General features: G+C 42.8%; 7 protein-coding genes. 6 read left to right on the top strand and 1 reads right to left on the bottom strand.

Features of this window, described 5'->3' with window-relative positions; genetic code table 11:
• Positions 1–240: 240 nt before the first annotated feature.
• The 6 genes from RYL27_RS07990 (at position 241) to RYL27_RS07965 (ending at position 11,351) form a co-directional block, all read left to right on the top strand.
• Positions 241–1,062 carry a hypothetical protein gene (locus RYL27_RS07990; RefSeq protein WP_314966424.1) on the top strand — a complete coding sequence of 274 codons (822 nt, stop codon included), beginning with the start codon at positions 241–243 and terminating at the stop codon, positions 1,060–1,062.
• A 350-nt stretch (positions 1,063–1,412) separates the two neighbouring features.
• Positions 1,413–3,626, top strand: a complete 2,214-nt coding sequence (locus RYL27_RS07985; protein WP_314966422.1) for a methyl-accepting chemotaxis protein — start codon at positions 1,413–1,415, stop codon at positions 3,624–3,626.
• Between the two features lie 451 nt (positions 3,627–4,077).
• Positions 4,078–7,014, top strand: coding sequence for a methyl-accepting chemotaxis protein (locus tag RYL27_RS07980; RefSeq protein WP_314966420.1), 2,937 nt, complete (start codon positions 4,078–4,080; stop codon positions 7,012–7,014).
• Positions 7,015–7,287: 273 nt separating this feature from the next.
• Positions 7,288–7,791 (top strand): NUDIX hydrolase, encoded by a 504-nt coding sequence (locus RYL27_RS07975; RefSeq protein ID WP_007156709.1) that lies wholly within the window; start codon positions 7,288–7,290, stop codon positions 7,789–7,791.
• A 132-nt stretch (positions 7,792–7,923) separates the two neighbouring features.
• Complete coding sequence (locus tag RYL27_RS07970) at positions 7,924–9,408, top strand: extracellular solute-binding protein (RefSeq protein WP_314966418.1); 1,485 nt, start codon at positions 7,924–7,926, stop codon at positions 9,406–9,408.
• A gap of 44 nt (positions 9,409–9,452) precedes the next feature.
• A complete protein-coding gene (locus tag RYL27_RS07965; protein WP_314966417.1) occupies positions 9,453–11,351 on the top strand; it encodes a sensor domain-containing diguanylate cyclase in 1,899 nt (632 codons plus the stop codon).
• Between the two features lie 215 nt (positions 11,352–11,566).
• On the opposite strand, the gene RYL27_RS07960 is transcribed toward RYL27_RS07965, so the two are convergent.
• On the bottom strand, positions 11,567–13,381 hold the full coding sequence (locus tag RYL27_RS07960; protein WP_314966416.1) for a glycoside hydrolase family 66 protein: 1,815 nt from the start codon (positions 13,379–13,381) through the stop codon (positions 11,567–11,569).
• Between the last annotated feature and the right edge of the window lie 96 nt (positions 13,382–13,477).

Below are 13,477 nucleotides of genomic sequence, written 5' to 3'. Positions count from 1 at the left end.
ACGAGATCTATCGCTGTGACTGGAGTTCAGACGTGTGCTCTTCCGATCTACGGGAGCAAACTTTGGATTGTAATTTTAGTTATTTCAGTAATTTATATTTACACGAATCTATCTTTTGCAACTAATGGAAATCGCTTAAGTCTTTCAAGAGGAGGAGACATTTATAATCACTATTGCGGAAAGTATATTGGCACTTTTTATGATTACTTTTCGGCCTTTTTCTGCTATATGTGTTTTATTGTGATGTGTGGAGGAGCAAATTCAACAGCTACTCAGCAATGGGGACTTCCCAATGGTGTAGGTGCAGTGATATTAACTGCTTGTGTCATTGCAACAGCAATATTTGGCTTGGATGGAATATTAAATGCATTAGGCAAGATAGGTCCATTGATTATTGTAATTATACTTTTGGTTTCCGTTATGAGTGGAGTAAAAGGTATAGGAAATTTTACTGCTAACCTGAAGCAGGTGGATAGTGGAGACTTGAAACTGGCTCAGGTAGGAAATGGAAATCCTTTACTTTCCGGCTTCTCCTACGGGGGATTTGTCATCCTTTGGTTTGCGGCATTTCTGGGAGAGGTTGGGGCAAAGAATAAGCTAAAGGAAGTAAATTATGGTATGTTACTTTCTACAGTATTTATTATGGGAACGGCTGTACTTGCCAGTATTGCGTTGATTTGCTATATCGGTGAAACAGGACATGCTGATATTCCTGCATTAGTGCTTGCTAATAGTATATCGCCTATTCTTGCCCAAGCACTTGCAATCATCATCTTTTGTGGAATCTATACCACTTCCGTTCCGCTACTATGGACCGGTGTTGGAAAGGTGGCAAAGGAAGGAACACAGAAATATAAGCTACTCACTGTAATTGGAGGTGTTGTAGGCTGCGTGATAGCTTGTTTTCTTCCCTATAAGGGCTTGGTAAACGTTCTGTATGGTATGAATGGCTATCTTGGTTTTATCCTGGTAGGATTTATGCTGGTATATGATATTCGTACCAGAATGAGTAAAACAAAGCTGCATTCCAAGATGGCAACAGCAGAACATGCTATAGCGTAGGTTTTTATGAAATCTTTTCTATAAGAAAAATATATGATGGAAACGTCGGCAGTTGTAGCTAAGGCTACTTCTGCCGATTTTTCTATGATTCGCTTTTCATTATATAATTGTTTTTATTACGATTATTCCGTCAAAAAACATTCCGGTATGACAATTATTTCATCGAAAAACGTTCCGGTATAACGATTATTCCATCGAAAAACGCAAGTAATCGTAAAAAAAGATTGTTCAATCCATAAACTTTTCTTATGTCTCCTCGGAAAAACGCCGATTTATACCTTGGCTTATTAACGTGACAGAATAAAGCAGATGCGATGTAGAGATTGTTTTTTCAAGGAGGAAAGAACAGAATGAAAAAGGGTATTGGGATAGAGCAGAAGCAGAAGCAGAAGCGTTCTTCCATCAGCACAAGATTATCGATGATTTTAGGAATTGCCAGTGTATTGGTGTTTTTTGCCATGAGTGTGGCAATCATTAAGACAGGAGAGCATTCCATCAGTTCAGCTCTGGACAACAACTTAAACGATAAGGCCACCATGGCCATTGGAGATTTGCAACAGGTTATTTCTCGTTTGGAGTCTATTTCCATGACACTGGAAAACGGCATTCACAGCATGCACAGTCAGCATGACGGCATTGGACAGGCGCCGGAGAACCAGTGGGTGGTAAAGGACAGAGCTACGGGAGAAGTAGTCAATAATCCGGGGATGGGGGCAACTACCTTCCGTTCCAGAATTGTAAATGCGGAGCTTCCTGCTTCCCGTTACAATGCGGAAACCGTGATTTTGGATTCTTTACAGTCCGCCTTAACCGACAACAAGGATTTGGTAGGGGCAGGAATCTTCTTTGAGCCGAATGGCTTCTCTGACAATGTTTCCGACTATGGGGTATATATGTCTGCAGAGGATTTGGAAAAGAAGGGGGTTATGGCCTACCAGTACAGCTTTTACAAGGACTCTTCCTGGTATAACGGAGCAAAGGATTCCGGAGAAATGGTATTAACCGATGTGTATAGCGATACCCTTCATCCGGATATTCAAATGATCAGTTTGGGAAATCCAATTACTGATGAAAACAATGCCTTTGTGGGGGCGGTTATTCTGGATATCAACACCAAAGTATTCAGCACTATTCAGCAGACCGATGAGCGTTTTCCCTCTTTGGCAACCAATATCTTGGATGCCAACGGAAGCTTTTTGTACTCCATGAAGGAACAGGCTATCGGCAAGAAGCTGGAAGAAGTATTGGATAAGGATACCTATGAAATGCTTCGCCAAAATATGGATAAGGAGGAAGCATTTACGGCTACGGTGGTGAATACAGAAGGGGTAAAAGAGAGAATGTACTTCCGTCCATTAACCATTCACGGTTCCACACTTTGGTCTATGATCAGCATTGCCGACAGTGAATTTATGGCAGCCAGAAACCAGTTGGTTATCATGTGTGCCGTTTTCAGTATTGTAGGTCTTATGATTTTGATTGCTATCAGCTACTTCCTAATTAAGAAGGCTTTAAATCCATTACAGGGAATTGCATTGGCGGGAAAGGCTGTTGCGGAAGGAAACTTCGATGTGAAGGTTTCCTATGACCAGCAGGACGAAATCGGAGACTTAGCTGCTGCCATCCAGAGCGTTATGCAGCATGTTCGGGAAATTATTTCCGACCTTTCCGAGAAATTGGGAGAATTGGCGAAGGGAAATTTCCGTGTTTCTTTGGACAATGCGGAGCAGTATCCGGGAGCTTATCGTCCTCTTCTTACCTCCCTTCAGGAAATCACCAATGATTTAGATAAAACCATGTCGGAGATTAAGACCAGTGCCAAGGAGGTTAATGCCGGTGCTGAACAGGTAAGCTCCGGTGCCCAGGGTCTTTCTCAGGGGGCTACAGAGCAGGCATCTTCCATTGAAGAATTAAGTGCTACCATGAACGACATTTCCACCCAGATTAAGGGAACTGCGGAAATGGCGGTGAAGGCTTCCGGACTTTCTCAAAGAACAGAGGAGGCGGTAGGTCTCAGTAACCAAAAGATGGAAGAAATGTCCAGGGCAATGCAGGAAATCACCGAGAAGTCCAATGAAATCAGTAAGATTATCAAAACCATTGATGATATTGCCTTCCAGACCAATATCTTATCTTTGAATGCGGCTATTGAGGCGGCAAGAGCCGGTGCAGCAGGAAAGGGCTTCGCAGTGGTAGCGGATGAAGTAGGAAACCTGGCCCAGAAGTCTGCAAAGGCAGCCCAGAATACTTCCAGTCTGATTGAGGAAACCATCGAGGCGGTGGAAAAGGGAGCTAAGATTACGGAAGAAACCGCAGAATCTCTGACAACCGTATCCAACCATGCGAAGGATATTAACGACATTATCACAAACATTTCCAGCGCATCGGAGGAGGAAGCTAGAGGTGTTTCTCAGCTGACTATGGGAATCGATCAGATTTCCTCTGTGGTACAGAGCAATACCGCAACGGCAGAGCAGTCTGCGGCAGCTTCTGAGGAGCTTTCCGGCCAGGCCAACATCATGAATGATCTGGTAAATCGTTTTCAATTAAAGAACGAGGATTAATCAGAATACACTTAAAATGAGTTTTCATAAAAATATGTATTAAGCTTTCATGAAAATAGGACAGTATAGGATAGAATGAGCGATTTATCATATATTAAAAATTTATCAGAAACTTAAGCTTGAGCATAAAATAAATAGACAGCCTCTTGAGAAACTGCACCCCTGTTTAGGGATAATGCAGCGTTCCAAGGGGCTGTTTATTTTTAACGAGTATCCCTCGATGCGAGCGGTATCCCCTGCGTACGAGTACGTTTTACAAAGTGCGGAAGGGGTCCTCTTGCCGCTTTCTTTGTAGGAAGAAGCTTGGTTCGCAGCGATAATTCGAAGTTATTTATAAAAAATAAGGAAAGTGCAAGGGAAAAGGGAATTTACCTTATAAAAAAGGCTAAGTCGGACGATGAATTAGAGAAGAAAACAGGAAGTAGTATTTTTCAAGGAGGAAAAACACAAAATGAAAAAAAGAAGCAATACCACTGGGACATCCTTTTGGAAAAAGATGAAGCTCAGTACAAGAATGTCTGTGGCAATAGGACTTCTTAGCATAATTTTAATGGCAGGCTTAAGTATTGCTATTATTTCCATGGGAAGAACCGCAATTTATGGTGCTTTACGGGGAAATATGGATGATAAAATTCGTTTAGGAATTGCTGATTTGGATAACGTGGTTACCCAGGCAGAGGTTACAGCGAATACCATTAAAGAAGGCATTGTAAGTATCTATGATCAAAATGATATGGCAGGTGGCGTTCCCTCCCATCTTTGGACCATTGAGGATGATCAGCACAATATTTTAGAGCCCACCGGTATGGCGGGAACCATGTTCCGCTCCCGTATTGTGGATGCAACAATTCCCGCCAGCCGTTACAATGCGGAGACCACCCTTTTGGACTCTATTTATTCTTCTTTAAGCAATAATGACTCCTATGTGGGAATCGGTGTTTTCTTGGAGCCGAATGCTTTTTATCAGGGTATCGAAAACTACGCCCCCTATATGAGCAGAACCGATGCGGAGAAGAGAAAGCTGATGGTTTACCCTTACAGCATGTATTCTCAGAAGGATTATTACCTAAAGGCAAAGGAGAATAAGGGATTAAATCTGACCAATGCCTATGAGGATGAAAGTGCAACAGGGGGATGGATCGTATCCGTTATTGAACCGATTATGTATAAGGATGAGTTTAAGGGAATCGTCATTATCGATATGGATATGTCTTCCTTTGAAATCATTGAGCAGAAGGACGAGCGTTTCCAGAGCTTGTACAGCAATGTTTTTGATACCAACGGTCACATTATGTTCAGTATGAACGAAGAGGCTAAGGGTAAGCAATTAAGCGATATTCTTCCTGCGGACAGCATGGAAAAGCTTCAATCTTATCTGGATCAGGGAGAACCTTTCAATACACACATTGAAAATGAAAAGGGAGATTTGGTGCAGTTTAATGCCCGCCCCTTAAAGATAGAGGGCGTAACCTGGTGGGTAGCCATCGAGGTTTCCGAAAAGGAATACACTAAGGCCATCAGCAACATGATTATGTTGGCAGTTCCCCTTTCTGTTCTGGGAATTGCTCTCTTGGTAGGATTCAGTTATTTCTTCATAAAGAAGTCTTTGAATCCATTAAAGAAGATTGCCGATGTAGGAGAATCCGTGGCAGAGGGAGATTTCTCCAAGGAAATCAACTATCCTTATCAGGATGAAATCGGGCAGATTGCCAAGAGCATGGAAAAGGTTGTGGAGCGAATCCGAAGCATTATTCAGGATTTGGCAGGAAAGCTGGAACAGATTGCCAAGGGGAATTTCTCCTTCGAGTTCTGGAATACCCAGCTTTACAACGGAGAATATGAGCCTCTGCTGAACAGCCTTTACGATATTTTAGATGATTTAAATGTCACCATGGGAGAAATTCAGAACAGCTCTCATATGGTAAACTCTTCCGCTATGCAGGTTAGCGGCTCCGCCCAGTCCCTGTCTCAGGGAGCAACGGAGCAGGCTTCTTCCATCGAAGAGCTCAGCGCTACCATGAATGATATCTCCGTAAAGATTAAGGAAACAGCGGAAATGTCTCAGCATGCTTCCGGACTTTCCAAGGAAACCGGCAGTGCGGTAGGAACCAGTAACCAGAAGATGAACGAGATGTCCAGAGCAATGCAGGATATCACCGAGAAGTCTCAGGAAATCAGCAAGATTATTAAGACCATTGACGATATTGCTTTCCAGACCAATATTCTTTCCTTGAATGCGGCTATTGAGGCGGCAAGAGCGGGAGCGGCAGGAAAGGGCTTTGCGGTTGTGGCGGACGAGGTAGGAAACCTTGCCCAGAAGTCTGCAAAGGCAGCCCAGAACACCTCCAGCTTAATCGAGGAAACCATTGAGGCGGTAAATAAGGGAGCAAGAATCACAGAGGAAACTGCAGAGTCTCTTTCTGTAGTATCCCAGAAAACCGAGAAGATTAACGGTATTATCACCTCCATTTCTTCCGCATCCGAGGAAGAGGCAGAGGGAATCAAGCAACTTACTACAGGTCTGGATCAGATTTCCTCCGTTGTGCAGAGCAATACCGCAACAGCAGAAGAATCCGCAGCGGCATCTCAAGAGCTTTCCGGACAGGCAGACCGCTTGAATGCATTGCTCGAGAAGTTCCAGTTAAGAACAGAGCCTTACAAGAGAGAATTGAACGGCTTTGCGGCAACTAAGAAGGAAGAGACTGCTCCTGTAGAGGAGGAAAATGTAGAGCTTGCTACTACTGAACTTCGGGCTAAGGCAGTTCCGTCAAATGTAAAGACAGAAGTGGCTCCGGCGGCAGAAAAAAGAGTAGCTGCTCCTGTAGTAGAGAAAGTAAAGAATACTTCTTTTGTGGAGAAGGCAAAAGCAACTCCTGCTACAAGAAAATTAGAAAAGTCGGTAGAAAAGAAGGAAGAGAAGCCTGCCGGAACAAAGAATGAAAAGCCGGCAGAACAAAAACTTGAGAAGCCGGTAGAAGAGAAACCGGTGGAAGCGAAGGAAGATAAAACGGTAGCTAAGACCGAGGAACAGCCTGTGACTAAAGCAGAGGTAAAAGCTGCGGAAGTGCATGAGCTGAAGGAGGAAGAAGCTCCTGTTAAGAAGCTGGTAGAAAAGAAAAAGGCAAAAGCTGCAGCACCGGCTGTAGAAGAAGGACAGGTTTTAGTGGATATCAGCGGCATGGACGGTATGGATTTATCCCAGATTCCCATTCCCGGAGATGCTCACTATGTACCCCAGGATGGAGTAAAGAAGACTCCGGTACAGAAGCCGGAAAAGCTTTCCACCGAGAAGAAGGCGGAAAGAGAAGAGGCTTTAGCCAAGGATTTAGGAAAGATCCGGAAAACTGAGTATAAGAGAAGCATTTTACCGGATGATGACAAGTATTAATTAGTCAGCATCTTAGAAAGAGGACCAAAGGCATTGTGCCGGTCCTCTTTTTTTTGTGGTCTTAAGCTGTATCAGCGGCGTAGCCGGGGAATCTTTCTAAAGTGCCGGGAAGAATAGGCTTCAGTCCTTATCACTTGTATAGCAGGAGCATCCGGAAGACCGTAGTAAAGGGGAAAGTAAAACTTAAAAATAAAGGAAAGCACCTATATTTTTATATAAATTGCGCAAAAATCCCCCTTGGAATTTGTGCAATTTTTGTGTATACTGTTGCATATGGAGAAGAAAAGATTTGCTGACGGTGTTTTAACCACCCTCTGTTATGTAGAGAAAGAGGGCAAATGGTTAATGCTTCACCGGAATAAGAAAAAGGAAGATATTAATAAAGGAAAATGGATTGGTGTAGGAGGACATTTTGAAGCGGGAGAAAGCCCGGAGGATTGTCTTTACCGAGAAGTTTTCGAGGAGACGGGACTGCATGTCCTGAGCCATCAACTAAGGGGAATTGTAAGCTTTTTCTATGGAGAAAAGGATTGCAGCTATATGTTTTTATTTACGGCCGCGCTGGAAGAAGGTTCTTTAAAGGAATGTTCGGAAGGCGAACTGCAATATTTTTCCTATGAAGAGGTAAAAGCTTTACCCCTTTGGGAGGGAGACCGGATCTTTCTGGAATTGTTGGCAAAGGGAGAGGGATTTTTCTCTTTAACTTTACGATATGACCGGGAGGGGAAGTTGTTGGAAGCCATTTTGGATGGGAAAGAGAATTTGCTCTCATCCTAAATGCCGAAAATTTTCCCATTTATTAAAAAAATATAGTGTTATACAAAATGCATTATTGCTATTAATGACAATGCCGATATTTTTTTGTACAAAAATACGTATGGGCTATGGGAGAATGTAAGGGTTAAGGAAATGAAGAAAAGTATAATACAGATTTTAGAATTGCCGGTATTACTGACCATGGCACTGGGGCTTTTGGCCTGCGGTACCAAGGTGGTCAGTTCTACAGAAAGCCCCTTTAGCAAAGAAAGGGGCGGTTTTAGTGTGAAAGAAGAGCCCTTGGAAATCACGGTTTGGACCTATTTTTCCGGTATTCAACAGGAGGCCTTTCAGCGAACGATTAATCGCTTCAATGAAGGTCGGGGGAAGGATATCGGCGTAGAGGTGAAGGCCTATAACCCCGGTTCTACCTTGGATTTACAGAATAATTTATACGGGATAAACCAAAAGAAGTTGTCCCAGGGAGATTATCCGGATATTGTCAGCTTGCACACCGATACAGCGATGATATTGGAAGAGGAAGGGGTTCTCACCGACCTGGATTCCTATTTCAGTAAAGAGGATTGGAGCGCTTTTGTACCCAGCTTTATTGAAGAAGGACGATTGGGAAGGAAATATGGAGGCGTAAAGATTTTACCTGTGGCCAAGTCCACGGAGCTCCTCTATATCAACAAAACGGATTGGGATAGTTTTGCGGAAGCTACCGGAACATCTCTTTCGGAATTAAGCACCAAAGAAGGCTTATTGAATGTTGCAGAAAAATACTACCAGTATACGGATTCGCTTACGGAAACGCCGGATGACGGCAAAGCGTTCTACGGCATTGATGACTATGCGAACTATATGCTGGTAGGAGCCAGAGAGCTGGGCGTGAATCTGATTTCTGTAGATGAGGAAGGAAATGCTAAGGTGCAATTCCCCAAAGAAGTGATGAAAACCCTGTGGGATAATTTATATGTTCCTATTATTAAGGGCTATTTCACCTCTGAGGGGCGTTTTCGGTCCGATGATGTGAAGACAGGAGATATTTTAGCCTATACAGCATCTTCCGCTTCCAGTGTTTACTTTCCGAAGGAAGTGATTATTTCGGACCGGGAACAACATGCCATTACCGATATTGTTTTGCCGGCTCCTCACTTTGAAGGAGGGGAAGAGATTGCGATGCAGCAGGGGATCGGCATGGGGGTTGTTCAAGGAAATAAGAAGAGAGTGGAGGCTTCCGTTCAATTTTTAAAGTGGCTGACCAGCTATGAGGAAAATGCCCAGTTCGCCATTTCTGCAGAATATCTTCCGGTACGTGTAGACAGTTTTACCGTGGAAGCTATTGACAAGGAGAAGGGGAGCGGAATGGATCCTTCTTTGGAAAAGGCTTTGTCCACCATGTCTTCCAACACCTTGTATTTTACCCCTTCCATCATTAATCTGGCAGAAATTAGAAAAGCTTTGGAATATGAGCTGCAGGATAAGGCTTTGTCGGATCGGTATAAGATTGAGACTGCAATGGCTTCCGGCGTATCCAGGGAGGATGCTATAGCGGAGTATGATAATGACGAGAATTTTGAACAGTATTATGAGACTATATTACAGGAAATAAATTATTTGTTGTCAGATAGTTAAGACTCCTTATCAATACGGGGAGCAAAAGTTGCCAAAGGACGCGTATGAAGAAACAACCGATTTTTACGAAAATATTGATTCCTTTGATGGGGTTGGTTATCTTGGAGATTTTGATTTTGATGATTTCTATTTATGGTCAGGGCTTGTTTTCTCTGATTCATAAAAATTCTCAAGATATCATCGAAAGTCGTGTGGAAGCCAGACGAAATTATCTGGAAAGCCTGATGGTGAATCAGTGGATGAATGTCAGCCAAACCGTGCAAAAGATTAATCTTTTGGCAGATGGGCTTGTGGATGCGGGAAAGATGGACATTGAGGCTATTGATGACAGTTCCGAAAATGCCGCTCCTTTCTTAAGTGCAGTCAGTATGGACTTAATCAGTATGATGCGTACCAATCACGTTACCGGCGTTTTCATGATATTAAATGCGGATAACTTGGAAGATAGCATGACGTCCAAGAAATATATGGATAAGCCGGGCCTGTACTTTCGAGATTTGGATCCGGAATCCAGAGCCAGCTCGGAAAACCTGGATTTACTGATTGAACGCTCTCCTCTTTTGGTGGTACGAAATACCCAGATTGCTACCGATAAAACCTGGAATACCAGCTTTCAATTCGGTACGGCAGATGTGCCCTATTATGACTTTTTATACGAACCTACCCAAGCGACCTTTTACAGTAAGCCGGATGTAACCTGGGAAGATATGGGCTTTTGGAGTAAACCCTATACCTTATTCGGCGAAACCAGAGAAGCCATTGCCTATTCAGTTCCCCTACGGCTTTCCGATGGACGGGTGTATGGAGTTCTGGGAGTGGATATTTTGGTGGATTATTTGAAGCAAAATCTGCCCTCCAGAGAATTGGACGGCAGTGGAACTGCCTCTTATTTTCTCAGTATTCATAAGACGGGAAATTCTGAGGGAAGCAGTACAAGCTATCAGGATGTCATTCAGCTTAATCCGATAGCAGCTACCATTGGAGAAGACCGGGAAGGGAAAGTTGTTTCTGATAAGAAGAACTATTTTACCTTCAGTATGCCCTTACATCTTTTTTCCACGGTGGGACCCTTCACGGATGTGGAGTGGCAGTTGGGAGCAGCTATTCCCTATAAGACCATGAACCGATTTGCGGACCGGATGACTTTTGTAATGTCTGTTACCATGATTTTGACCTTGGGTATCGGTATCGTGGGAAGCCTTGTGATTTCCCTGTTTTTGCAAAAGCCTATTCGTAAGCTGGCGTTGGCGATTCGCAGTAATAAGACGACGGATAAACTTCGTCTCAGAGAAACCGGCATTTTAGAGATTGATCAGATGTCGGAGGCCCTGGAGGATTTGTCCGATCGACTTTTACAGGAACAAAGGAATCTGCAATACGAAAGAGACCATGACTTCCTTACAGACCTTTATAACCGAAGAGCCTTCGGACGAAGAATCCGGGAGCTTTTGGAGAAAAAGGGTGGAGGAAATGCTATCGGTGCTTATATCATGATGGACCTGGATAATCTGAAAATTGTAAACGATACCTACGGCCATGAATATGGAGACAAATATATCCGCTGTGCTTCCGATGCCATGCGAGAAGGATTGGGGGATGAAGCCATTTATTCCCGTATTTCCGGAGACGAGTTCAATGCCTTTATCTTTGATGAAGAGGGCAATCGGAGTCGTATCAATGCCTTGATTGAAAGATTGCAGGAGACCATTGACAACAGCTTTATTATGCTTCCGGATGGAGAAAAGAAGCAGCTTCGTCTTTCCGGCGGTGTGAGCTGGTACCCCGAAGGAGGAACCAATCCGGATCAGCTCCAGAAAAATGCTGATTATGCCATGTATGTGGTGAAGAAAACCACAAAGAGCCAGATTCGTGTCTGGAGTGAAGCTACGGATTTAGGCAAGGAGAAGGAAGAAGAGAAAGAAGAAAAGAAGGAAGAAAAGTAGATAGAAAGTTAATAATTAACTGAGAATGAATAAAAATTGTTTTTCATACAGTATAGGCCTGAAAGGGACAAATGTCTCTTTCAGGCCTATATTATATAAACACTAAACTTTGCTTTGCTTTTTTCAAAGCTCCCTCTAATGGTAATAAATTTAAAAATACTTTACTATTCAGCTTTTTATCAATATTGACATTATGAGGAGCCCGTTATCTATTGTTATGATTTCATATAAATCATATCCCAGTACTGAAGTGAGGGAACGGTAAATTCTATATATTTTCCGTTGCTGTCCGTTCCTTTATCATGACTTAAGGAAAGACTTTCACAGTTTGAAAAATCCGGAGAGCAAAGGTAGACAGAAGAAATTTTCCGATCGGTATAAAACTTTACTTTAAGATTTTCCTGCATTTCCGGTTCTTTTTTCTTTCCCTTTTCATCCACCCACTGATTATCGTTGTTTCGAAGATTAATCAGATGGAGAATTTGATATTCCGAGTCTTCTTTAGGATAAGTCCATATGGTATAACTTTTTCCATCGGTACTGGTAGGAGTATCTTTTATTTCCACTTTATTTTCTATCGGATATTGTCCATCTCGGAGAAGATTCTCATATGCAACGGAAAAATCATACATTTTCAGAATGGAATTTTTAAGTGTATCACTCATCAGGATTTTATCATCAGGGTAATAGGCAGTATGGAGCATGTGATCCCCGTTTCCGAGCTCAAGTCTTCCACCACCGGAAGCAAAGCTGACAGCATCCATAAGGAGAACTGCTGCATCATTCATGAATTTTTCTTTGCTGTCAATATTGATATAGGCTTTCACGGTGAGAGATTTGCCAACGCCGTCAAAGGAATATGCTTTGCTATCTTCACGGCTTCGTTCTACCTCCCGAAGAATAGCGTGGTAAGTATTGAAAAGCTCTCCGTCACGAGCTGCATCCCAGGGCCAGAATTCGGCATAAAGTACATCGGTAAGACTGGTATTTGCTTGTTCATTTCCTTGTGCTCCAACAGGATTGAAGGAGAGATATTTCTTTCCTAAGGCTTTTTTTGCACTGTTCAAAAAGCTACGGTAAGTATCTTTAACGAGGTAAATTGCTTTACCGTCTTCTGTATACCCCAAGGGATTCCCCTTGACATCCGTCATTTCCCCAAACTCTCCTATGGTATCGCCGTGCCATCCATCGAAGCCAAGTGCATCAAGAGCTCTGTTTTCCTCAGCAAAAATGTAAGTTTGCCATTCGGGGTTCAAAGGATTTACAAAATAAAGATGTCCGTCTCCGGAGGGGGAGACCCCCATAGTGAAGAGAAAGGGGCCTTTTCCCTTGGAATTTCCTTCTTTAAAGAGAAGCTGCCATTGGCAGGCCGGAGTAGGATTTCCGTTTGCATCTTTAAAGAAACTGTCGGTGCCGGCATAAATCATATTGTAAGCCATATTCACCATGTTTTTTTCTTTTGCGGCAGCGATATAGCGAGCAATAGTCTTATGATTGATTGTTCTTCCGGCCCAGTCTGTCCAATCGGAGAGATTTTTATCCGTCGTACCTTTGGGAAGCGGTTCGTGATGAAGATGATGCCAGTCATAGTATTCAATGGCGTTGATGTGGTAACGATTCATCTGTTGGATAAGCTCTTCCGAGGGGATGGAATAATCATAATCGCAAAGGTAGCCGTAACGAGGGAACTTAATCCAAGAGGAGGAAACATCAATAGCGCTTGTATCTGTGGCTAGATTCTTTCCATGCTCATCCTTTACAATCACTTTTACAAGATATCCGGTATAATCCTTTGGTGGAGCAACAAAACTTATCTTAGGATTGGTAAATTCATTTTTCTGTATAATTTTTTCTTCTTTGGAAACCAAGGTTTCGTTATGAAATAAAAGAGTTTCGATTTGTAGGTTGTTGCCTTTATATTTTGCGATATCCAAAGAACAGTACAATGTAACAGAATCTCCGGGAGAATACCTGGCTTTATCACTTCCATTAAGCTGAAAGTGGAGAGAAGTAGAACTTTCTGATTGCATTTTATTTACCTCCTTACATCCGATTAGTACAAGACCTATTAAAAAACCTGAGATCGGAAGAGCGTCGTGTAGGGAAAGAGTGTTCTACTCTGTGTA

Source organism: Oribacterium sinus (genome assembly GCF_963537195.1).
Classification (GTDB): domain Bacteria; phylum Bacillota; class Clostridia; order Lachnospirales; family Lachnospiraceae; genus Oribacterium; species Oribacterium sinus_A.
This window is presented reverse-complemented; position numbering and strand designations above follow the sequence as displayed.